Raw genomic sequence first — 23106 nt, 5'->3', positions numbered from 1 at the left:
CGTCGCAGAGACGAAAGAGAAGCAAATGGCCGACTATGATTTCGACGTGCTGGTGATCGGTTCGGGCCCGGGCGGCTATGTCGCGGCGATCCGCGCGGCGCAGCTGGGCCTCAAGACCGCGTGCGCCGAGAGCCGCGCGACGCTGGGCGGCACCTGCCTCAATGTCGGCTGCATCCCCTCCAAGGCGCTGCTCCACGCCTCCGAGCTCTATGAGGAAGCCGCCAGCGGCAAGCTCGCCAAGCTCGGCATCAAGACCCCGACGGTCGAGCTGGACCTCGACGCGATGCACGCCCAGCGCATCGACGCAGTGAAGGGCCTGACCGGCGGCATCGAGTTCCTGTTCAAGAAGAACAAGGTCGAGTGGCTGAAGGGCCATGCCACCTTCACCGGCAAGGACAGCGTCAAGGTCGGCGACCGCGAGGTGCGGGCGAAGAACATCGTCATCGCCACCGGCTCCTCGGTCACCCCGCTGCCGGGCGTCGAGATCGACCAGAAGGTCGTGGTCGACAGCACCGGCGCGCTCGAGCTGCCCAAGGTCCCCGAGCATCTCGTCGTCATCGGCGGCGGCGTGATCGGCCTGGAGCTCGGCTCGGTGTGGCGCCGCGTCGGCGCCAGGGTCACCGTGGTCGAGTTCCTCGACCAGCTGCTGCCGGGCATGGACGGCGAGGTCCGCAAGGAAGCGGGCAAGCTGTTCAAGAAGCAGGGCATGGAGCTGAAGCTCTCCACCAAGGTCACCGGCGTCACCGTCAATGGCGGCAAGGCCACGCTTACCCTCGAGCCCTCGGCCGGCGGCGCCGCCGAGACGCTGGAAGCCGATGCGGTGCTGGTGTCGATCGGCCGCCGTCCGAACACGTCGGGCCTGGGCCTGGAGGCAGCCGGCCTCTCGACCAACCAGCGCGGCCAGATCGAGATCGACCACGACTTCCGCACTTCGGTGCCCGGCATCTGGGCGATCGGCGACGTCGTGCCCGGCCCGATGCTCGCGCACAAGGCCGAGGACGAAGGCATTGCGGTGGCGGAGAACATCGCCGGCCTCACCGGCATCGTGAACCACGACGTGATCCCCTCGGTCGTCTACACCTGGCCCGAGATCGCCGGCGTCGGCCTGACCGAGGAACAGGCCAAGGAGCGCACCGAGGTGAAGGTCGGCAAGTTCCCGATGATCGCCAACAGCCGCGCCAAGACCAACCACGAGCCGGACGGCTGGGTGAAGGTGATCGCCGACGCCAAGTCGGACCGCGTGCTCGGCGTGTGGATGATCGCCTCGGTCGCCGGCACGATGATCGCCCAGGCCGCCCAGGCGATGGAGTTCGGCGCGACCAGCGAGGACATCGCCTATACCTGCCACGCCCACCCGACCCACTCGGAAGCGTTCAAGGAAGCCGCGATGGCGGTGCAGGGCAAGCCGATCCACATCTGAGCCGAGACGGCAGCGGCGCAGGCTGCGGCCAACTATCCGGTATCCGACCCCTTGCAGCTCCCCTCTATGTGTGTTATTCAAACAACACACATAGAGGGGAGCTGCATGCATCACATCCTGTTCGGCCTGCTGGCGGCGACCGCCCTCGCCGCGCCCGCCTTCTCCCAGGATGCGGCGCGCATGGACAAGGCCGCCAGCGCCGAAGCCGACAGGAGCGGCTTCATGGGGGCTATCCTCGTCGCCCAGGACGGAAAGATCCTGTTCGACAAGGGCTATGGCTCGGCCAATCTCGAATGGAAGATCCCGAACGACGGCGAAACCCGGTTTCGGCTCGGTTCCCTGACCAAGCAATTCACCGCCGCTTCGATCCTGCTGCTTCAGGAACGCGGCAAGCTGCGCCTCGATACCCCGATAAAGACCTATCTGCCCGATGCGCCGGCGGCCTGGGACAAGGTGACCGTGTTCCACCTGCTCACCCACAGCGCGGGCGTGCCCAACTTCACCGGGTTCGAGAACTACGAGAAGACCAAGCCGCTGCCGGTGACGCTGCCCGAACTGATCGCGCGGTTCAGCGACAAGCCGCTCGATTTCGAGCCGGGCACGCAGTTCAAATATTCGAATTCGGGCTATGTCCTGCTCACCGCGATCGTCGAGAAGGCAGGCGGCCAGTCCTATGCGAGCTTCGTCGCGGAGAACCTCTTCAAGCCGCTCGGCATGGCGGACAGCGGCTATGACGATCATGCGCGGGTGATTCCGCATCGCGCCTCGGGCTACAGCCCGCGCCAGGGCGTGGTGGTCAATGCCGACTATATCGACATGTCGATCCCCCAAGGCGCGGGAGCGCTCTATTCGACTACCCACGACCTGCTGAAATGGGAGACCGGGCTGTTCGGCGGCAAGCTGCTCAAGCCCGAATCGCTCGCGGCCATGCGCACGCCGTACAAGAACAATTACGCATTCGGCATCGGCGCGGTGACCAGGGATGGCGCGACCACGATCTCGCACAGCGGCGGGATCGACGGTTTCAACACCTGGCTCGGCTATGATCCGGATCGCAAGATCACCGTGGTGGCGCTCGCCAATATCAACGGCAATGGCGCAAGCACGCTGGGCCGCGCGATGATGACGCTGGCACGCGGCGGCACGGTCACGTTGCCCAGCGAACGCCAGGCGGTGAAGCTCGCGCCCGCGATCCTCAAATCCTATGAAGGCACCTACGAAATAAACCCGAGCTTCGGCATCACCATCCGCGCCGAGGGCGACCGGTTGATCGCCCAGGCGACGGGCCAGGGACCGCTGGATCTGTTCCCGGAAGCGCAGGACCGCTTCTTCTACCGCGCGGTCGATGCGCAGATCGACTTCACGCGCGACGCATCGGGCAAGGTCACCGGCGCGGTGCTGCACCAGAACGGGCGCGACCAGAAGGCAGTGCGGAAATAGGGCCTCGGGCCGCCATCATCGCCGCCCGCAGTGCCCCTCCATCACCGCACCGCCCAGGGCCCGCTCAGCTTCGGCCGGATCCGCACCAGTGCGAAGGTGAGCGCCGCGCTGGCGATCGGCGCCAGCCACAAGGCGGTCCAGCCCCAGCGGACATGGCTCGCCGCCCCCATCACCGCGCCGGCGATGAAGCCGAGCCAGAGGAACAGATAGCGCGTCCAGGCCCAGCGATCGGGCTCGCCCATCAGCGCATCCGCCAGCTTCTGCCCCAGCTTGACCAGCGATCCGGTCATGTAGGTGACGCCCACCGTCACTTCGCCCTCGCGGTGGAGGATGCCGTTCTCGCAGCCCATCGCCATGGCGAGGAAGATCAGCACGAGCGGCCCGGGCGACAGGCTGGCGAGCGTGGCGGCGGCGGCGAGCAGCGCCGTCACCACCAGCATCAGGCTCTCGCGGAACCGCGCCTGGCGCCAGCGCGTCACCACGCTGGCGATGATCACCCCGCTGACGAAGCTCATCACCAGGCCGCCGGCCACTGCCGCATCGCCGGGCAGGCCGGCCCCCAGCCCCACGCCCAGCCGCGTGCTGTTGCCGCTCATGAACGAGGCGAAGAAGCCGCCCAGGCTGGTAAAGGCCAGGGCATCGACGAAGCCGGCCAGCGCGGCAAGGCAGATGGCGATGACGACAAGCGGAGACTCGGTACGCTGCATGGCCGCACTCATGCCCCGGATGCGCGTTTGACAGCAAGCCGTTGCCGGAGAGAAACAAGACGGATGGACGCCGCTCTCGCCGCCGCCCGCATCGGGCCGATCCTGCCCTGGCTCGACATGTTCGGCATCGCGCTGTTCGCCGCGACCGGCGCGCTCGCCGCCGCGCACCGGGCCCAGACCTTCGTCACCGCCGCCTTCTTCGCGCTGGTCACCGGCGTGGGCGGCGGCACGATCCGCGACCTGCTGATCGGCGCGCCGGTCTTCTGGGTGCACGACGCGACCGTCGCGGCGCTGATCCTCGCCGTCGCGGTGCTGGTATGGAGCACGCCCCAGCGCTGGTGGAACGACGCGACCTTCGCCTGGCTCGATGCGCTGGGCCTGGCCGCCTATGCCGCGTTCGGCGCCGCCAAGGCGCTGGGCTATGGCATTCCGCCGGTGCCGGCCGCGGTGATGGGCGTGGTCACCGCCTGCGCGGGCGGCATCATCCGCGACGTGCTGGCGGGCGAACCCTCGATCCTGATGCGGCCCGAGCTCTATGTCACCGCCGCCGCGCTCACCGCGACGCTGCAGGTGGTGCTGGCGCAGGCCGGACTGCCGGTCTTCGCCGCCGGGCTGCTCGCCGCCGGTGCCGGCTTCGGCCTGCGCGCCGCGGCGATCGTGTGGAAGCTCGGCCTGCCCGCCTATCGGGGCCGGCGATAGGAGGCTTCATTGCCGGCCCGGCCCGGTGGCGGAATGGAAATCAGGGCTCCATCAGCCAGGCGATCGCTTCCGCGCGGTCGTCGAAGATGCCGATGTCCGCCCGCACCTCGCGCAGGCGCTGCGCCTGCAGCCGGGCCAGCGCGGTGGTCACCACAAAGGCGACCTTGCGCGCCCACAGCGCGCGGACCGCGGGATTGTCGAGCGTGCTCTTGATCAGCTCGACGGTCTCCTGCGGCACCACATGCACCCCGCTGGCGTCGTAGAGCGTCACATGCTTGCCGACATCGGGGCCCAGCGCGCGGATCGCGGCGCGCAGCTCCTCGCCGATCCAGACGGCATCCTCGGGCGAGACCAGCCCGCCGATCCGCAGATCGAGGAGCTTGCGTGCAGCATCGAACGTGATGCTGTGGGAGACGGAGTGAGGCATAGGCGACCGGGCACTCGTTCACTGGGAGGCCGCGCCGACACCCGCCGGCCTCCGATTCCCTCAATCCCGCACGATCCCCATATCGGCGAATCTCCGTGGCTCGACCGGGGGTACGCGCGGTTCGTTCAGCTCGCACTGCCAGAAGCCGACATCGATCCACTGGCCGTGCTTGAAGCCCACTTCGCGATAGACGCCCTGGCGGCGAAAGCCGACCGCCTCGTGCAGGCGGATCGAGCGGTCGTTGGGCAGGGTGATCGTGCCGATCGCATGGATGAAGCCCTGGGCCCGGAGCGTGCCGACCAGCGCCTCGTAGAGCAGCCGGCCGACGCCCGATCCGCTCGACGCGTCGGTCAGGTAGATCGACGTCTCGCAGACATAGCGATAGGCCGGGCGATCGCGGAACTTGCCCGCATAGGCATAGCCGATCACGCCCGCGTCCGGATCATTGGCGCTGGAACCGCCCGTCGTCGCGACGATCCAGGGATAGAGGCCCTCGCTTGCGTGCATGCGCTTGCGCATCTCCGCCTTTTCCGGCGGCTCGATCTCGAACGAAGCGGTGCCGGTGAGCACGTGCGGCGCATAGATCGCCGCGATCGCGCCGGCATCCTCCGGCATGGCTGCGCGGATGCCGATCACAGGCCGAGCCGCGCCGCGATCGCGTCGAACAGGCGGCCGTCGTCGAGGCTGCCGGTCGCCGGGCCGAAGCCCCCGCATTCCAGGCAGCGCGCCTGGACCGAGCCGCCGGTGGCCAGCCGCCTGGCATCGCCCAGCGCCTGGGCGAGCAGCGCGCGCTGGGCGATCGCGGCCCGGGCGAACAGGTCCGCGCCCGCCGGCTGGTCGGCCCAGTCGCCATCCTCGTCCTTGTCGTCCGCGAAGCTGGCGATCAGCTGGGCCCAGCCCGAAGGCGCCTTTTCGAGATAGACGGCATGGACCTTGGCCGGGTCGAGCTTGGCACGCCGCGCCGCCTCGGCGATCGCGTCGTCGATCCCGCCGAACCGGTCGACCAGCCCGATCTGATGGGCGGTGCCGCCGATCCAGACCCGGCCCTGGGCGATCTCGTTGACGCGCTCCGGCGTCAGCTTGCGGGCGCTGGCGACCAGCCCGATGAAGCGCGCATAGCCCGCCTCGATCGCCGACTGGAGCAGCGCATCGGTCTCGGCATTGGTGCCGCCATAGATGTCGGGCTGGCCGCTGAGCGGCGTCGTCTTCACGCCGTCCGTGCCTACGCCGATCTTGGCGAGCGTCTTCTCGAAGGTGGGGATCACGCCGAAGATGCCGATCGAGCCGGTGATCGTGTTGGGCTCGGCGAAGATCGTGTCGCCCGCGGTCGACACCCAATAGCCGCCGCTCGCCGCAAGGCTGCCCATCGAGACCACCACCGGCAGCCCCTGGGCCTTGGCCTGGAGGATCGCCTGGCGGATCTGCTCCGAGGCGAGCGCCGAGCCGCCCGGCGAATCGACGCGGACCACCAGCGCCTTCAGGTTCTTGCCCGCCAGGCCCTTGAGCAGCGCCGCGCTCACCGTGTCGCCCGCCGCCTTGCCGGGGCCGGCCTTGCCGTCGACGATCTCGCCGGCGACGGTGATCACGCCGATCGCGTCGCCGCCGGTGGGCAGCGGGTGCGCGGCGACGAAGTCGGCCAGCTTGATCCGGTTGAAATTGCCCGCCGGCTTGCCGCTGGGGGCGCCGGCGATCTCGGCGACGCGCTTGCCGAAGGCCAGCCGGTCGCCCAGCTTGTCGACGATGCCCATCGCCAGGTTCGCCTTGGCGATATCGCCCTTGGCCGCCGTCACGATCTCCGCGGGCTTCGCCAGATAGTCGGCGACGCGCGCCTTGGGCCGCGCCTTGGCGATCTCCTGCCGCCACTGGTCGAGGATCTGCTGGTACATCGCCAGATCGGCTTCCTTGGCCTCGGGCGACATGTCGCTGCGCATATAGGGCTCGACCGCCGACTTGAACTTGCCGACGCGGTAGATGTGCGCATTGACGCCGAGCTTGTCGATCAGCCCCTTGTAGTAGAGCCGGGTGCCGCCCGGGCCCGCGAACATCGCGCCGCCCAGCGGGTTCACCCAGATCTCGCTCGCATTGGCGGCGAGCGCGTAGCTGTCATCGGCATAGGCAGTGGCATAGGCGAGCACCGGCTTGCCGGCGGCGCGCACCTTGCCGATGGCCGCGGCGACTTCGCTGATCGCGGCCGGATAGCCGCCGGTGAAGCGATCGAGATCGAGCACCACGGCCTTCACATGGCTGTCGGTCTTCGCGGCGTCGAGCGCGCGCACCACGTCGCGCAGCCGCTGCTGCTTCACCGCGCCGCCGCCGCCGAGCCGGGAAAAGGGATCGACTTCCTCGGGCTGTTCCACCAGCGCGCCGTCAAGCGCCACCAGCAGCGCGCCGTCGCGGACCGATCCGGGATTGGGCTTGGCGGACAATGCGGCGAACAGCATCGTGAAGAACAGCAGCATGAAGACCAGGACCAGAAAGTCCTTGATCCCCACCAGGATCTTCCAGGCGCCCCGAACAAGCTTCACGTGCCGCTCCCATGCGAAGGAATATGCCCGTGGTGCTAGAGGATCGCGGGGGACGCGTAAATGCCCGTGCCATCCCGGAGGAACCGCCAAATGTCTCGCAGCGAGAGCCTTTGGGCCGCGCCGCCGGGCCCGCGCCGGCGTCCGGACCGCCTAAATTTGCAACGGCATGGCGCGCGCCGGTTGACGCGGGCGGATCGGCTTCGCATATCGCGGCCGCTGGCACTCGACCTGAGCGAGTGCCAAATCCGAGATCAACCCTGAAGTAAGGATCAGGCAATGAACTTCCGTCCGTTGCACGACCGCGTGCTCGTCCGCCGCGTCGAGGCCGAAGCCAAGACCGCCGGCGGCATCATCATCCCCGACACCGCCCAGGAAAAGCCGCAGGAAGGCGAAGTCGTCGCCGCCGGTTCGGGCGCGAAGAACGAGAAGGGCGAGATCACTCCGCTCGACGTCAAGGCCGGCGACCGCATCCTGTTCGGCAAGTGGTCGGGCACCGAGGTCAAGGTCAATGGCGAAGACCTGCTGATCATGAAGGAATCGGACATCCTCGGCATCATCGGCTGAGCTTCCGTCCCCTTCTACCGAGTCAACAGAATCAACATTTTCTGAAAGGTCAGCCAACATGGCAGCCAAGGACGTAAAATTCGGCCGTGACGCCCGCGAGCGCATCCTGCGCGGCGTCGACATCCTCGCCGACGCAGTGAAGGTCACGCTGGGCCCGAAGGGCCGCAACGTGGTGATCGAGAAGAGCTTCGGCGCGCCGCGCATCACCAAGGACGGCGTCACCGTCGCCAAGGAAATCGAACTCAAGGACAAGTTCGAGAACATGGGCGCCCAGATGATCCGCGAAGTCGCCTCGAAGGCGAACGACACCGCGGGCGACGGCACCACCACCGCCACCGTGCTCGCCCAGGCGATCGTGCGAGAGGGCATGAAGTCGGTCGCGGCCGGCATGAACCCGATGGACCTGAAGCGCGGCATCGATCTCGCCGTGACCAAGGTGGTCGAGGACGTGAAGTCGCGCTCGAAGCCGGTCGCCGGCACCAATGAAGTCGCCCAGGTCGGCATCATCTCGGCCAATGGCGACGTCGAAGTCGGCCAGAAGATCGCCGAGGCGATGGAGAAGGTCGGCAAGGAAGGCGTGATCACCGTCGAAGAGGCGAAGGGTCTCGAGTTCGAGCTCGACGTCGTCGAGGGCATGCAGTTCGACCGCGGCTATCTGAGCCCGTACTTCATCACCAATCCGGAGAAGATGTCGGTCGAGCTCGCCGATCCGTACATCCTGATCCACGAGAAGAAGCTGTCGAACCTGCAGTCGATGCTGCCGATCCTCGAGGCGGTCGTGCAGTCGGGCCGCCCGCTGCTGATCATCGCCGAGGACATCGAGGGCGAGGCGCTGGCCACCCTGGTGGTCAACAAGCTGCGCGGCGGCCTGAAGGTCGCGGCCGTCAAGGCGCCGGGCTTCGGCGACCGCCGCAAGGCGATGCTCGAGGACATCGCGATCCTCACCAAGGGCGAAGTCATCTCGGAAGACCTGGGCATCAAGCTCGAGTCGGTTACCCTGGGCATGCTCGGCACCGCCAAGCGCGTCACGATCGACAAGGACAACACCACCATCGTCGATGGCGCCGGTGATGCCGATGCGATCAAGGGCCGCACCGACGCGATCCGCCAGCAGATCGAAGTCACCACCAGCGATTACGACCGCGAGAAGCTCCAGGAGCGCCTCGCCAAGCTCGCCGGCGGCGTGGCCGTGATCAAGGTCGGCGGCGCGACCGAAGTCGAGGTGAAGGAGCGCAAGGACCGCGTCGACGACGCGCTCCACGCGACCCGCGCCGCGGTCGAGGAAGGCATCGTTCCGGGCGGCGGCACCGCGCTGCTCTATGCCACCAAGGCGCTCGATGGCCTGAAGGGCATCAACGACGACCAGACCCGCGGCATCGACATCATCCGCAAGGCGATCACCGCGCCGCTCAAGCAGATCGCGCAGAACGCCGGCCATGACGGCGCCGTCGTCGCGGGCAAGCTGATCGACGGCAACGACACGACGCTCGGCTTCAACGCCTCGACCGACGTGTACGAGAACCTGGTCGCCGCCGGCGTGATCGACCCGACCAAGGTCGTCCGCACCGCGCTCCAGGACGCGGCTTCGGTCGCCGGCCTGCTCATCACCACCGAAGCGGCGGTGAGCGAGCTGCCGGAAGACAAGCCCGCCATGCCCCCCATGGGTGGCGGCATGGGCGGCATGGGCGGCATGGACTTCTAAGTCCTTCCGTCCCGCCGGAACCAGGAAGGCCGGGGAGCGATCCCCGGCCTTTCGTCCGTCGGGAGCCCGCGGCACGGGCGCGAAACATATCCGTATCGTTTCCGGAACATTTCCGATTTTCGCGAATTCGCGCGGTTACCTGCTTGACCCCATTTTGAGGATGGAAGAGGTAGCAATGGGTCAGCCAATGGGGGTGGTTAGGTGTATAATTGGATTGCCGGGCGCATCCGTTGCGTCGGGGGTCGACACGAGCGTTCCGAAAAGCATGTGCAGCGCGTAGGCGAGGTCGAGAAGTTCGTCAGTAAGTGTCGGTATTGCGGCGTACACATGACGCGGCGCGCCAAGCGCGACTGGATCGTCACGCCCAAGGGCGCCCGCTGAAGCGAAGCGTGCTGGCGTCATAGGTCGACAAAGCACTTCCTTTCCCCTCGAAACCGCGACAGATTGGCCGCCTCACCACAGCGCCGGCCTACAGGCGCGCTCTCGGGGAACTGGAACATGACCGAACTTTCTCGCCGCGAGGCATTGGCCGCCGCCGCGTTCGCCGGCGCCGTCGCCGCCCTGCCCGCATGGGCCCGCCAGGCCGCCGCGCCCGCCGCCGGGGCGCAATGGGACCTGAGCGAGCTCTATGCCGGCGATGCCGCCTGGGAGGATGCCCGCAAGCAGGCGCTCGCCGCGATTCCGGCTGTCGCCCGGTTCAAGGGCCGGCTCGGCGAAAGCGCCGACGTGCTCGCCCAGGCATTGGTGCTCCAGTCGGATCTCGGCCGCACGATCAGCCGCATCTACACCTATGCCAGCCTGAAGGGCGACGAGGACGTCCGCATCTCGGCCAACCAGGAGAAGCTGGCGCAGGCGCGCGACCTCTACACCGCGTTCGGCGAGGCCAGTTCCTGGACCTCGCCCGAGCTGCTGACGCTGGGCAAGGCGAAGATCGACGCCTTCCTCGCCGCCAATGCGACGCTGCGCACCCGCTTCGACTTCGCGCTGGCGGACACGCTGCGCCAGGCCGAGCACACGCTCTCGCCGGAGGGCGAGGCGATCCTCGCCAGCGCCGGATCGCCGCTGGCCGCGCCGGGCGAGATCTCGGGCCAGCTGCGCTCGTCGGACATTCCCTGGCCGACGATCACGCTGTCGACCGGCAAGCAGGTGCGCCTCGATTCGCAGGGCTATTCGCTCAACCGCGACGCGCCCAACCGCGAGGACCGCAAGGCGGTGTTCAACGCCTTCTGGACCGCGCACGGCAAGTTCCAGAACTCGTTCGGCGCGACCTATGGCGCCAAGGTTCGCGGCGACATCTTCTACGCCAAGGCGCGGAAATACCCGACCTCGCTGGCCCGTGCGCTCTCCGGCAACAACGTGCCCGAGACAGTGTACCGCACGCTGGTGGCCGAGGCGAACAAGGGCCTGCCCCAGCTCCACCGCTATTTCGAGCTGCGCCGCAAGATGCTCAAGCTGCCGGACATCGGCTATTACGACATCTATCCGCCGCTCGTGTCGATGGACCGCAGCTACACGCTCGACCAGATGCGCGCGACGACGCTGGAGGCGATGAAGCCGCTCGGCCCCGACTATCAGGCGCGCATCGCCAAGGCGACCGCGGCCAAGTGGATGGATCCCTGGCCCCGCGAGGGCAAGCGGCCGGGCGCATACATGAACCCCGGCGCGTTCGACGTGCACCCCTATCTGCTGCTCAACCTGAGCGACAAATATGACGGGATGAGCACCTATGCGCACGAATGGGGCCATGCGCTCCATTCGCTGCTCGCCAATTCGGCCCAGCCCTATGACAAGGCCGATTATCCGATCTTCCTCGCCGAGATCGCCTCGACCCTGAACGAGCAGCTGCTGTTCGCGCACCTGATGAAGAACGCGAAGACCAGGGAAGAGAAGCTCTTCTATCTCGGCCAGCAGATGGAGAATTATCGCGGCACCTTCTTCCGCCAGACCATGTTCGCCGAGTTCGAGCTGAAGGCGCACGACATGGCGGAAGCGGGCGAGGGCCTGTCGGGGAGCAAGTTCACCAAGGTCTATGGCGAACTGCTGCGCACCTATCACGGGCCGAACCTGATACTGGCGCCCGAATATGCGAACGAATGGGCCTATATCCCCCATTTCTACAACAGCTTCTACGTCTACCAATATGCCACCTGCATCTCGGCGGCGACCTTCTTCGCCCAGTCGATCCTGAAGGGCGGGCCGAAGGAGCGCGACAATTATCTGTCCGTGCTGAAGGCGGGCGGGTCGGACTATCCGACCGAGATCCTGAAGCGCGCCGGCCTCGATATGGCCAGCCCCGCCCCGTACCAGGCGCTGATCGCGGACTTCAAGAACGTGCTCGACCAGGCCGAGGCGCTGGTCGGCTAGCTTGTCGGCGCGTGGAAATCGGGCGGCTTGTCCGCGATCCAGGCGACGAAGCGGCGGATGTCCTCGCGCTCGAGCAGCGCTTCGAGCGTGGGATAGAGCCGCGCCAGCTCGGCATTGCTCGCGCTGGCATGGATCGTCCGGTGGCAGATCGGGTGGAGCGGCACGGTCTCCCGGCCGCCCTCGCTTCTGGGCAGCACATGATGCCATTCGGTCCGCCGGCCGAGCGGGCGGCTGCAAAGCGCGCAGGCCTCGGGCGGCGGCGCGACCGCGACGGCTTCCATCGCCGCCGCGACCTGCTTGCGCCGGACGCGCCCGCTCATCCTTCGAGCTGGCGCATCAGCCAGTCGTTCACCGCCAGGTCGAGCACCAGATGGATGCGCGCGGCGCGGCCCCGGTTCGCCACGCTGTGCGGATCCGCGAGCCGCAGATACCAGGCCTCGCCCGGCGCCATTGCCACCCGGGTACCGTTCAGCCGGAAATCGACATCCGCGTTGGTCTGTATCGGCACATGGATCCGGGCGAAGCCGTCGGCGGCGTCGAGGTCGAAATCCGCATGTTCCTTGATTACCGATCCGGCCGCGAGCCGCATCAGCCGCACCGCGAGGACCGGGCAGGCGAACGCGTCGATCACCGCCGACAGCGCCGGCATCCGCGCCCGCCACGGCGTGTCGACGAACGCAGTGGCGCCCGGCGCCGAGTAGATCATCTGGATCGGATGCCTGGCGCCGGCCTGCGCGCGGAGCGGCAGCACGCTCCAGTCGCCCTCATAGTTCCGCTGCACGAAATGCGCGGTCCAGTCGCCACGCTCGAGCGCGGCGAGATCGGCCGCCAGCGGCCCGGGATCGAAGGCAAGGGGCAGCCGCACCCGATCGGGCCAGGCGGATTGTGCGGATACGGTCGCCATATTAGCCTGCCCTTTCCTCCGCCTCGAGCCTATCCCGGTCCCCGATGATTGCAATGCCACCGAGCCTGCTCGACCAGTTCCGCGCTGCCGTGCTGGCCGATCCGCCGGCGCAGGCGCATCTCGCCGGGCCCCATGATCCCGCGATATTCGAGGCGCGCGCGCTCGCCTGGGCCGCGGCGCGCGGCCTATCGCTCGCCACGGCCGATCTGATCGAGGGCAGCCGCCCCGATCCCGCCGGGATGCACCGCTTTCTCCAGGCACCGGTCACCCGGCGCGACTGGCCGCCCCGGGACTGGCTGCCCATAAGCTTCCCGGCCGCGCCCGAGCCAGCGGTCCAATGGTTCAACTTCGCCGACATCTCCCCGAACACACCCTTTTTCGAGGATGCGGTGCGCGAAGCGGCGGGCCGCCCGTTCAACCGCCTGTTCCGCACCGCCACGCCGCTCGCCAGCTTCCTGGGCCGTACCGATCTCCGCGCGCCTTCGGGCCTCATCTTCCACATGTCCCGCTGCGGCTCCACCCTGGTCTCGCAGATGCTCGGCGCCGCCCCGGGGCATGTCTCGATCTCCGAAGCGCCGCCGCTCGACGCGATGATCCAGCATCGCTTCCCCGATCCGGAAATGCATGCCGACGCATTGCGCGGGCTGGTCCATGCCTATGGCCGCGGCGCCGAGCATCTCTTCGTCAAGCTCGACAGCTGGCACACCCGCGCGCTGCCGCTGCTGCGCCGCGCCTTTCCCGAGACGCCGTGGATCTTCCTCTACCGCGATCCCGTGGAGGTGCTGGTCTCGCAACTGCGCCTGCGCGGCGTGCAGACCGTCCCCGGCGTGGTGCCGCTCGAATGGTTCGGCCTGGCCGCCGAGGAGGCGCACCTTCCCGAGCGCACCTTCATCGCCCGGATCCTCGAACGGACCTGCAGCGCGGTGACCGAGCACGGCACCGACAAGGGGCTGCTGATCAACTACGCCCAGCTGCCCGAGGCGCTTTTCGACCGGATCCTCCCCCATTTCGGCATCGCCCCCGACGCAGCGGCGCGGGAGGCCATGGCCGCGGTGGCGGGTCGCCATTCCAAGGCCCCGGCGGCACGCTTCCAGGCCGATGGCGAGGCCAAGCAGCGCGAAGCCGATGCCGAGCTGCGCGCCATCGCCGCACAGCATCTCGCCCCGGTCTTCAACGCGCTCGAGGCCCGGCGCGCCGCGGCCTAGCCGCCCTTCTGCATCGCCTCGATGATCTTCTTCACTTCCTGGCTGCGCCCGCGCGGCAGGACGAGCACGTCATCGCCCGAGGCGACCACGATAAGGTCCTCGACGCCGACCAGCGCCACGCGCTTGCCCGGCTCGGCGCGGACCAGGCAGTTGCTCGATTCGATCACCACCGCATCGCCGCGCACGACATTGCCGCCGGCATCGGCATGGCTGATCGCATGGAGCGCGTCCCAGCTGCCGACGTCGCTCCAGCCCATCGTCACCGGCACTACCGCCACGCGCGGCGCCTTTTCCATCACGGCATAGTCGATCGAGTCCGACGGGCTGGCGGCGAAGCTGTCGGCATCGGGCCAGATCCGGGCGCCCTCGCGCCGGCCCTTCGCCATCGCCTGTTGCGCCGCGTGCAGCATGTCGGGCGCATAGCTGGCCAGCGCCCCCAGATAGGCATCGGCGCGGAACAGGAAGATGCCGCCATTCCAGGTATGGCCACCCTCCGCGAGCATCGCCTCGGCCCGGTCGCGCGCCGGCTTCTCGACGAAACGCTCGACGCGGTGCACGCCCTCGGCCAGCACTTCGCCCACCTTGATCCAGCCATAGCCGGTCTCGGCCGCGTCGGGCGTGATGCCGAAGGTGATCAGCCACCCCTCCTCCACCAGCGGCAGCGCGGTCTCGATCGCCAGGTGGAAGGCATCGACATCGGCGATCACATGGTCGGAGGGCATCACCAGCAGCGGCTCGGCGCCGCCTCCCACCGCGATCGCGGCGAGCGCGATGGCGGGCGCGGTGTTGCGCCCCATCGGCTCGAGCACCAGCGCCCGCGCGGCGCTGTCCGCGGCGGCGAGCTGTTCCTCCACCATGTCGGCATGATGCGCGTTGGCGACGACGATCGGCCGGCCGAACCGCTCCCCGGCGGCGCGGCGCGCCGTGAGCTGGAGCATCGTCTCCTCGGCGGTCAGCGACAGGAGCTGCTTGGGTTTCTCCGCCCGCGACATCGGCCAGAGTCGGGTGCCCGATCCTCCCGACAGGATGACAGGAACGATCGGCTTCGAATCCGGCATGTGCTTCGAACCTCCTGAAGATTTCGCAATGCTGCGATTTGCCCCCGGGGTCAAACACATGGGCTGCGGCATTGGTGCCGGAACGGCGGAGATTTTTCCGCCAACCCAGGGCGGCGCCATGTCGGATTTGTTTACACTTCCGCATTACAGCGGCTCTCCATGATCCGGCTGTTCAAGCATTACGTGCCCAACGCGGTGCTGCTGCTCGGCTTTCTCGACATCCTGCTGCTGGCGATGTCGGGCGAGCTCGGCTGGATGCTGCGCGCCCATCAGCTCGGCATCGGCCTGCCGCTGATGCAGGAGCGCTGGCCGCAGCTCGTCAGCTACGCGCTGTTCCTCGAGATCGCGATGGTCGCAGTCGGCGTCTATGGTGCCGATTCGCTCCAGTCGCTGCGCTATGCGATGGCGCGGCTGATCGTGGCGATCTCGCTGGGCGTGATCGGCTTGAGCGTGCTCTATTTCCTGATCCCCGAGATCGGCTTCTGGCGCTCGAACCTGCTCTACGCGATGGGCTGCTCGATCGCCTCGCTGATCGCTTTGCGCGTCCTGCTCGGCAAGGCGCTGGGCAGCCAGGCGTTCAAGCGCCGCATCGTCGTGCTCGGCGCCGGCGCGCGGGCGCAGCGCCTCAAGGATCTCTCCAAGACCCCCGGCGCGGGCTTCGTCGTGGTCGGCTATGTCGCGATGAGCGAGGCCAATCGGGTGATCCCCGAGGCGATCGCCCGCGATGCGATCTACAATCTCGCCGACCATGTCGTGGTGCTCAACGCCAGCGAAGTCGTGCTCGCGCTCGAGGAGCGGCGCAACGCGCTGCCGCTCAAGGACCTGCTGCGGATCAAGACCACCGGCGTGCACGTCAACGAGATCTCGACCTTCCTCGAGCGCGAGACCGGCCGCGTCGACCTGGACAGCGTCAATCCCAGCTGGCTGATCTTCTCCGACGGCTTCTCCTCGGGTCGCATGCTGTCGAGCATGTTCAAGCGGCTGTTCGACATCGGCGCCAGCCTGGTGCTGCTCACGCTGATGCTGCCGATCATCCTGCTCACCGCCATCCTGGTGAAGCTGGAGAGCCGGGGCCCGGCCTTTTACCGCCAGCGCCGCGTCGGCCTGTACGGCACCGGCTTCGACGTGATCAAGCTGCGCTCGATGCGCCAGGACGCCGAGGCCGGCGGCAAGGCCGTGTGGGCGGAGAAGGACGATCCGCGCATCACGCGCGTCGGCCGCATCATCCGCAAGACGCGGATCGACGAGCTGCCGCAATGCTGGAGCGTGCTCAAGGGCGAGATGAGCTTCGTCGGCCCGCGCCCCGAGCGCCCCCAGTTCGTCGAGGATCTCGAGACCAAGCTGCCTTATTATGCCGAGCGCCACATGGTGAAGCCGGGCATCACCGGCTGGGCGCAGATCAACTATCCCTATGGCGCTTCGATCGAGGATTCGCGCCAGAAGCTGGAATACGACCTCTATTACGCGAAGAACTATTCGCCGTTCCTCGACGTGCTGATCCTGCTCCAGACCATCCGCGTCGTGCTGTTCCCCGAAGGCGCGCGCTAGATGGGCGCGCTGCTGCTCTGGCTGCATGCGCTCGCGGCGCTGCTGTTCGGCGCGCTCGCGCTCTGGGCCTGGCGCACCGACCTGGCCGGGCTGCCGCGCCGCCCGCTCGCCTTCGCGCTGGCCGCCACCGCGCTCTGGGCGCTCGCCATCGCCGGCATCGGATCGACCGACGTCGCCAGCTGGTTCGCCGAGACGCTGCGCAATCTGGCCTGGCTGGGCTTCATGCTGGTGCTCCATCGCCGCGACGCGCAGACGCGTCCGCCGATCGCGCTGGGCACGGTCTATGGCGTCGTCGCGCTGGTGCAGATCGGCGCGCTGGGGCTCACGCTCATCGCCTATGCCGATCCCGAGCCGATCGTGGCCGCGCAGACCGCCAATGCCGCCGTGCTGCTGCGCATGCTCGTCGCCGTCGCGGCACTGGTGCTGGTCCAGGCGCTCTGGTCGGCCCTGAGCCCGGCCGCGGGCGGGCCGCTGCGCAGCCTGGTGCTCGCGCTTGCCGGCATCTGGTGCGCCGAGCTCGGGCTCTACACGATCGCCTATCTCGCCGCCGAATGGCGGATCGAGCCGCTGGTGCTGCGCGGGCTCGCCTATCTTGCCATCGCGCTCGCGATCGGCACCGCGCTCCAGCGCAAGGGCGAATGGAAGATCGAAGTGTCGCGCACCGTCACCTACCAGTCGCTCTCGCTGGTCGCGGTCGGCGTCTATTTCGCGCTGCTGGCGCTCGCCACTTCCGCGATCGCCACCGTGGGCGGCCCCAATGCCCGCATCCTCCAGACCGCTTTCGTGCTGGGCTCGACCGCGGCGATCCTCACGCTCGTCGCCAATAGCTGGCTGCGCGCCTGGCTCAAGGTCAAGCTCGCCAAGCATCTCTTCCGCCATCGTTATGATTATCGCACCGAATGGATGCGCTTCACCGAGACGCTCGGCAATCCGCAGGGCGGCGCCGCGCTCGACGAGCGCATCGTCAAGGCGATCGCCGACCTGACCGAGAGCCCGGCGGGGGTGCTGCTCGTCCCCGATGCCGGCGGGCTCGGCGTCGGCGCGAGCTGGAACTGGGATCGCACGACGCTGCCGATCGCCAGCGACATGGCGCTGGGCGAGCATCTCCAGGCGACCGGGCGGATCATCGAGCTCGATGCCGTCCGCCGCAGCGAGGATCACCGCGACGCTTCCGTCGTGCCGCAATGGATGCTCGACCTGCCCGAGGCCTGGGTGATCGTCCCGTTGCCGCATCTGGCCGAGCTCGCGGGCGCGATCCTGCTCGCGCGCCCGCCGCTCGACCGCGCGCTCGACTGGGAGGATTTCGACCTGCTGAAGGTGGCCGGCCGCCAGGTCGCCTCCTATCTCGCCGAGGCCCGCGCGCAGGAGGCGCTCGCCGAGGCGCAACGCTTCGACGAGTTCAACCGCCGCTTCGCCTTCATCCTGCACGACATCAAGAACCTGGTGAGCCAGCTGACCCTCACGGCGCGCAACGCCGAACGCCATGCCGACAAGCCCGAGTTCCGCGCCGACATGGTGGCGACGCTGCAGAGCTCGGCCGAGCGGATGAACGGGTTGCTCGCCCGCCTCTCCCAGCATCATCGCGGCCGCTCCGAGGCGCCGCATGCCATCGAGATCGTCGCGCTGGTCGAACGAGTCGCCAGCCAGCGCCGGGGCCAGCATCCGGTGGTCACTTCGGGCGTCCGCAGCGCCATCGCCCATGCGGATCCGGCGAGCCTCGAGCAGCTGCTCGGCCATCTCGTCCAGAACGCGATCGATGCGAGCCCGGCGAACGAGCCGGTGACGCTCGCGGTCCTGGCCGATGGCGAGCGTGTGGCGATCGACGTGATCGATCTCGGGACCGGCATGTCGCCCGGCTTCATCCGCGACAAATTGTTCAAGCCCTTCGTCTCGTCGAAGGAAGGCGGGTTCGGCATCGGCGCCTTCGAGGCGCGCCAGCTCGCGCATGCCATGGAGGGCCGCATCGAAGTGACGTCGCGCGAAGGCAAGGGCACGCGCTTCCGCGTGATCCTGAGGGCCGCGCATCCCGCGGACCTGGGCATGGGGAGAGCCGCATGAGCGGCGCCCCCGCTTTGTCCAGGTCGCTGCCCAAGCTGCTCATCGTCGAGGACGATGCCGGGCTCCAGCGCCAGCTGCGCTGGGCCTATGACGGCTATGAGATCTTCACTGCCTCCACCCGCGAGGAAGCGATCACCGTGCTGCGCGCCGAGGAGCCGCCGGTGGTCACGCTCGATCTCGGCCTGCCGCCCGATCCCGACGGCACCACCGAAGGCTTCGCGACGCTGGAGACGATCCTGTCGCTCCGCCCCGATACCAAGGTGATCGTCGCTTCCGGGCATGGCGCGCACGAATCGATGCTGCGGGCGATCGCGCTCGGCGCCTGGGACTTCTACCAGAAGCCGATCGACATCGACGCGCTGGGCCTGATCGTCGCCCGCGCCTTCCACGTCCACGCGCTGGAGGCGGAGAACCGGCGCCTGGCCGAACGAGTCGAGGCCGGCGCGGTGCTGGGCGGCATGCTCACCGGCGCGCCCGAGATGCTCAAGGTTACCCGCACGATCGAGCGCGTCGCCAGCGCCGACGTGTCGGTGATGCTGCTCGGCGCCAGCGGCACCGGCAAGGAGCTGCTCGCCCGCGGGCTGCACGACAAGAGCGGGCGCAAGGGCCGCTTCGTCGCGATCAACTGCGCGGCGATCCCCGACACGCTGCTCGAGAGCGAGCTGTTCGGGCACGAGAAGGGTGCCTTCACCGGCGCGGTGAAGACGACCGAGGGCAAGATCGAGCTGGCCCAGGGCGGCACCCTGTTCCTCGACGAGATCGGCGACGTGCCGCTGCCGCTCCAGGTCAAGCTGCTGCGCTTCCTCCAGGAGCGGGTGATCGAGCGTGTCGGCGGGCGCCAGGCGATCGCGGTGGACACCCGGATCGTCTGCGCGACGCACCAGGACATCGACGCGATGGTCGCCGACAATCGCTTCCGCGAGGATCTTTACTACCGCCTCGCCGAGATCGTCGTGCGCATCCCCAGCCTGGCCGAGCGGCCGGGCGATGCCGGGCTGCTCGCGCGCCACTTCCTGCGGAAGTACGCCGCACAGATGAACACCGCCGCGCGCAGCTTCGCGCCCGACGCGCTCACCGCGATCGATGCCTGGGGCTGGCCCGGCAATGTCCGCGAGCTGGAGAACCGCGTGAAGCGCGCGGCGATCATGGCCGAGGGCAAGCACGTCACCGCCGGGGATCTCGACCTCGACGCCCAGGCGGGCATCGAGCCGGTCAACCTGAAGGCCGCGCGCGAGCTCGCCGATCGCAAGGCGATCCGTCACGCGCTGGCCCGCGCCGAAGGCAATATCTCCGGCACCGCCCGGCTGCTCGGCATCAGCCGCCCCACCCTCTATGACCTGATGAAGGCCTATGACCTCCAGCCATAGGCGCGCCCGCGCCAGATCCTCGGGCTTCGGCGTGCGCGGCGTGCTGGTGATCGGCGGTGCGCTGGCGGTGCTGCTCGCCGTGCTGATCGGCTGGTTCACGCTGGCCCCCGGCCGGATGGGCAAGGCCGAAGCCGCCGAGGCGACCGCACGCGCCGAGGCGCTGCTCAAGGCCGATAACGCCACCGCCGCGCGCGACCTCGCGGCGGAGGCGGTGCGCGGCGATCCCGACAATGAGAACGCCCATATCGTCCTCGCGCGCGCGCTGCTCGCGCTGCAGGACGGCGTCGGCGCCGAGGGCGAGATCCAGCGCGCGGTCGATGCCGGCTATGACGCCGCTGCCGTGCCGCAATGGCGCGCCGAGGCATGGATACTCCAGGGCAAGACCGACAAGGCGCCCGCCGAGGCCGACAAGGCGCCGCAAAAGCTGCGCCCCTATGGGCTGCGCATCCGCGCGCGCGCGCTGGCCGCGACGAGCGACTATGCCGGCGCGCAGAGCGCCCTCGACCAGGCCCTGCATCTCGCACCCGATGATGCCGGCACATGGACCGATGTCGCCCGCTTCCGCTTCGCCGCCGGCGACCTCCTCGGCGCCGCCGAGGCTTCGGACCACGCGGTCAAGCTCGCGCCCGGCTCGGTCGACGCGCTGGTCGTGCGCGGCGAGGTGGTGCGCAGCCAATATGGGCTGGTCGCCGCCCTGCCCTGGTTCGAGCAGGCGCTGAAGCGCGACCCGGCCCGCCATGCCGCGCTGATCGAATATGCCGCGACCCTGGGCGATGCCGGCCGCGCCGTCGACGCGCTCGCCGCCACCCGCCGCGCGCTCGCCGCCCGGCCGGGCAGCCCGCAGGCGCTCTACCTTCAGGCGGTGATCGCCGCGCGGGCCGGCAATTTCGATCTTGCCCGCTCGATCCTCGACAAGACCGGCGGCGCGATCGACGCGCTTCCCGGCATGATGCTGCTCGGCGGCACGCTCGACCTGGAGAAGGGCGATTACGAGCAGGCGATCGAGAAGCTGACCGACCTGGTCGGCCTGCAGCCGATGAACATCACCGCGCGCAAGCTGCTCGCCGTCGCCCTGCTGCGCACCGATCGCGCCCGCAACGCGATCGACATGCTGAGCCCGGTGGTCGCCCGCACCGATGCCGACAGCTATGCGCTGACCCTGGCCGCGCGCGGCTTCGAGCGGATCGGCGACCGCGACAGCGCCGCCCGCTTCCTCGACCGCGCCGCCTTCCCGGCAACGGGCGAGGCGACGGCGTTCAGCGCCGACGACGGCACCGCCACGCTTGCCGCCGATGCGGCGCGGCGGCCGAGCGACCCGGCGGCGACGCTGCCGCTGATCCGCGCGCTGATCGCCGGCGGCGACCGGGCCGGCGCGCTGGCCCGCGCCCAGGACATTGCCGCGAAGAACCCCGGCGCCGCCGGTGCGCAGGTGGTGCTGGGCGACATGCTGATGCTGCTCGGCCGCCCGGCCGATGCCACCACCGCCTATCGCCACGCCGCCGATCTGCGCTTCGACGAGCCGACCCTGCTCCGCCTGGTCGACGCGCTCGATCGCGCGGGCCGGCGCGAGGATGCGGCGAACGCGCTCGCCCTGTTCCTGTCGCAGAACCCGGTGAGCGTCCCGGCACTGCGCCTCTCGGCGCACTGGCAACTCGCCGCGGGAGATTATGACGCGGCAATCGATTCGCTGGAGGACATCCGCGCCCGCATCGGCGATGGCGACGCCGTGCTCAACGCCGAGCTGGCCGCCGCCTATGCCGGCGCGGGCGAGACCGGAACCGCGGTCGATTTCGGCGAAGCCGCCTATGGCCTCGCCCCGGCCAATCCCGCCGTGGTCGACGCCTATGGCTGGGCGCTGTTCCGCGGCGGCGACAAGGACGGCGCGCTCGAGCTGCTCCAGAAGGCGGTGATCCTCGCCCCCCGGCATCCGGGCCTGCGCTGGCACCTGGCCCAGGTCTATGCGGCGCTGGGCCGCAAGGCAGAGGCCAAGCAGCACGCCCAGGCCGCGCTGGCCGATCCGGGCTTCACCGAGCGGGCGGCGGCACAGGCGATGGCCAAAGGCTGAAACGACGGCGCCCGGCCGCGGAAGTTTACGAAGTCTACGCTACGGGGGATCGATCTTTCCGCGCGCACGAGCCCCTGTTGCGGGTGCGGTCGAGGGAGAAAGGGAAGGCCGGCACACCGGCATTGCGCCGGGCTCCACCAATGCCCGACAAGCCGCACGCATAGGCGCTGATAGCGAAGTTGGGGGTGAGCCGGCGACGGCGCCTCGCTATAGCCACCCCCCATGAACGAAGAGATCCTCGCCCGCATCGCCGATGCGCTCGACCGGCTGGCCCCGCCGCCGCCGCCGCCCGCCGATCTCGAGGCGCATCCCGCCTATGTGTGGCGCGGGCACGGCCTGGCCCCGGCGCGCGTGTTCGATCCGCTTCCGATCGATATCCTGCGCGGCGTGGATTCGCAGCGCGAGGCGCTGGTGGCGAACCTCACCCGGCTTTCCGATGGCCATGCCGCGCAGGACGTGCTGCTCTGGGGCGCGCGCGGCACCGGCAAGTCGGCGCTGGTGAAGAGCGCGGTCGCCGCGGTGCAGGCACAAGGCGGGCGCCTCGCTTTGGTCGAGGCGGTGACCACCGAGCTCGCCACCCTGCCCGAGCTGTTCGGGCTGCTCGGCGCGACCGACCGTCCCTTTGCCGTGTTCCTCGACGATCTCGGCTTCGATGGCGTGGGCGATGCCCGGGCACTGCGCTCGCTGCTCCAGGGCGGGGCCGAGGCGCGGCCGAACAATGCGCGGCTGCTCGTCACCTCGAACCGCCGCCATCTCGTCGTCCGCGACATTGCCGAGCAATCGAGCGCGATCAATCCGCGCGATTCGGCGGACGACGGGCTGGCGCTGGCCGACCGATTCGGACTCAGCCTCGGCTTCCACGTTGTTGATCAGGACACCTATGTCGACATCGTCCGCGCCTATGCCGATGCGCATGGCCTTGGCTTCGATCCGGTCGATGCGATCGGCTGGGCGACGCGGCGCGGCAGCCGATCGGGGCGCGTTGCGTGGCAATATGTTGTTGATCTTGCAGGAAGATCGGGGCGCAACCTGTAATTGCACTGATCCAGATCA

General features: G+C 68.8%; 19 protein-coding genes. 12 read left to right on the top strand and 7 right to left on the bottom strand.

Going from position 1 to position 23106, the window contains the following annotated elements; genetic code table 11:
• Positions 1-25 precede the first annotated feature (25 nt).
• Together lpdA and ACIQCS_RS10040 are read left to right on the top strand one after the other, a co-directional pair.
• Entirely contained in the window at positions 26-1420 is a 1395-nt protein-coding gene (gene lpdA, locus ACIQCS_RS10045) for a dihydrolipoyl dehydrogenase (RefSeq protein ID WP_345849881.1), read from the top strand.
• 105 nt (positions 1421-1525) lie between these two features.
• Positions 1526-2860 (top strand): serine hydrolase, encoded by a 1335-nt coding sequence (locus ACIQCS_RS10040; protein ID WP_345849880.1) that lies wholly within the window; start codon positions 1526-1528, stop codon positions 2858-2860.
• 41 nt (positions 2861-2901) lie between these two features.
• Here the strand turns inward: ACIQCS_RS10040 and ACIQCS_RS10035 are convergent, their stop codons facing one another.
• Positions 2902-3567 (bottom strand): YoaK family protein, encoded by a 666-nt coding sequence (locus ACIQCS_RS10035; RefSeq protein WP_280277999.1) that lies wholly within the window; start codon positions 3565-3567, stop codon positions 2902-2904.
• Positions 3568-3630: 63 nt separating this feature from the next.
• Here ACIQCS_RS10035 and ACIQCS_RS10030 point away from each other — a divergent pair, with 63 nt between their 5' ends.
• Entirely contained in the window at positions 3631-4266 is a 636-nt protein-coding gene (locus tag ACIQCS_RS10030; protein ID WP_345849879.1) for a TRIC cation channel family protein, read from the top strand.
• A gap of 40 nt (positions 4267-4306) precedes the next feature.
• On the opposite strand, the gene ACIQCS_RS10025 is transcribed toward ACIQCS_RS10030, so the two are convergent.
• Genes ACIQCS_RS10025 through sppA form a run of 3 tightly spaced genes read right to left on the bottom strand, consistent with a single transcriptional unit; the run spans position 4307 to position 7218 of the window.
• Entirely contained in the window at positions 4307-4693 is a 387-nt protein-coding gene (locus ACIQCS_RS10025; RefSeq protein WP_345849878.1) for a hypothetical protein, read from the bottom strand.
• A 60-nt stretch (positions 4694-4753) separates the two neighbouring features.
• A complete protein-coding gene (locus ACIQCS_RS10020; RefSeq protein WP_345849877.1) occupies positions 4754-5329 on the bottom strand; it encodes an N-acetyltransferase family protein in 576 nt (191 codons plus the stop codon).
• Complete coding sequence (gene sppA, locus ACIQCS_RS10015; RefSeq protein WP_345849876.1) at positions 5326-7218, bottom strand: signal peptide peptidase SppA; 1893 nt, start codon at positions 7216-7218, stop codon at positions 5326-5328. The genes ACIQCS_RS10020 and sppA overlap by 4 nt, the downstream gene beginning before the upstream one ends.
• Before the next feature lie 276 nt (positions 7219-7494).
• Here sppA and groES point away from each other — a divergent pair, with 276 nt between their 5' ends.
• From groES to pepF, 3 genes are all read left to right on the top strand, one after another.
• Entirely contained in the window at positions 7495-7782 is a 288-nt protein-coding gene (gene groES / locus ACIQCS_RS10010; protein WP_086128153.1) for a co-chaperone GroES, read from the top strand.
• A 58-nt stretch (positions 7783-7840) separates the two neighbouring features.
• Positions 7841-9484, top strand: coding sequence for a chaperonin GroEL (groL, locus tag ACIQCS_RS10005; protein ID WP_345849875.1), 1644 nt, complete (start codon positions 7841-7843; stop codon positions 9482-9484).
• Positions 9485-9982: 498 nt separating this feature from the next.
• Entirely contained in the window at positions 9983-11848 is a 1866-nt protein-coding gene (gene pepF / locus ACIQCS_RS10000) for an oligoendopeptidase F (RefSeq protein WP_345849874.1), read from the top strand.
• Here pepF and ACIQCS_RS09995 read toward each other — a convergent pair.
• Entirely contained in the window at positions 11845-12129 is a 285-nt protein-coding gene (locus ACIQCS_RS09995) for an HNH endonuclease (RefSeq protein WP_345852047.1), read from the bottom strand. The two genes, pepF and ACIQCS_RS09995, sit on opposite strands and share 4 nt — an antisense overlap.
• 35 nt (positions 12130-12164) lie before the next feature.
• Positions 12165-12752, bottom strand: coding sequence for an aspartyl/asparaginyl beta-hydroxylase domain-containing protein (locus tag ACIQCS_RS09990; RefSeq protein ID WP_345849873.1), 588 nt, complete (start codon positions 12750-12752; stop codon positions 12165-12167).
• Between the two features lie 53 nt (positions 12753-12805).
• Between ACIQCS_RS09990 and ACIQCS_RS09985 the strand changes: the two genes are divergently transcribed.
• A complete protein-coding gene (locus tag ACIQCS_RS09985; RefSeq protein ID WP_401530730.1) occupies positions 12806-13957 on the top strand; it encodes a sulfotransferase in 1152 nt (383 codons plus the stop codon).
• Here the strand turns inward: ACIQCS_RS09985 and ACIQCS_RS09980 are convergent.
• Complete coding sequence (locus ACIQCS_RS09980) at positions 13954-15015, bottom strand: mannose-1-phosphate guanylyltransferase/mannose-6-phosphate isomerase (protein WP_345849871.1); 1062 nt, start codon at positions 15013-15015, stop codon at positions 13954-13956. The two genes, ACIQCS_RS09985 and ACIQCS_RS09980, sit on opposite strands and share 4 nt — an antisense overlap.
• A gap of 159 nt (positions 15016-15174) precedes the next feature.
• On the opposite strand from ACIQCS_RS09980, the gene ACIQCS_RS09975 reads away from it, so the two are divergent.
• The 5 genes from ACIQCS_RS09975 (at position 15175) to ACIQCS_RS09955 (ending at position 23088) form a co-directional block, all read left to right on the top strand.
• Positions 15175-16563 carry a TIGR03013 family XrtA/PEP-CTERM system glycosyltransferase gene (locus ACIQCS_RS09975; RefSeq protein ID WP_345849870.1) on the top strand — a complete coding sequence of 463 codons (1389 nt, stop codon included), beginning with the start codon at positions 15175-15177 and terminating at the stop codon, positions 16561-16563.
• On the top strand, positions 16564-18621 hold the full coding sequence (prsK, locus tag ACIQCS_RS09970; protein WP_345849869.1) for an XrtA/PEP-CTERM system histidine kinase PrsK: 2058 nt from the start codon (positions 16564-16566) through the stop codon (positions 18619-18621). It begins immediately after the preceding gene.
• A 14-nt stretch (positions 18622-18635) separates the two neighbouring features.
• A complete protein-coding gene (prsR, locus tag ACIQCS_RS09965) occupies positions 18636-19988 on the top strand; it encodes a PEP-CTERM-box response regulator transcription factor (RefSeq protein WP_345852045.1) in 1353 nt (450 codons plus the stop codon).
• Positions 19972-22053: a tetratricopeptide repeat protein gene (locus ACIQCS_RS09960; RefSeq protein WP_345849868.1), complete on the top strand. Its 2082-nt coding sequence runs from the start codon at positions 19972-19974 to the stop codon at positions 22051-22053. The genes prsR and ACIQCS_RS09960 overlap by 17 nt, the downstream gene beginning before the upstream one ends.
• Before the next feature lie 222 nt (positions 22054-22275).
• Positions 22276-23088, top strand: coding sequence for a DUF815 domain-containing protein (locus tag ACIQCS_RS09955; protein ID WP_280277978.1), 813 nt, complete (start codon positions 22276-22278; stop codon positions 23086-23088).
• The last annotated feature ends 18 nt before the right edge of the window (positions 23089-23106 follow it).

Source organism: Sphingomonas sp. NPDC092440 (assembly GCF_044754985.1).
GTDB lineage: Bacteria > Pseudomonadota > Alphaproteobacteria > Sphingomonadales > Sphingomonadaceae > Sphingomonas.
This window is presented reverse-complemented; position numbering and strand designations above follow the sequence as displayed.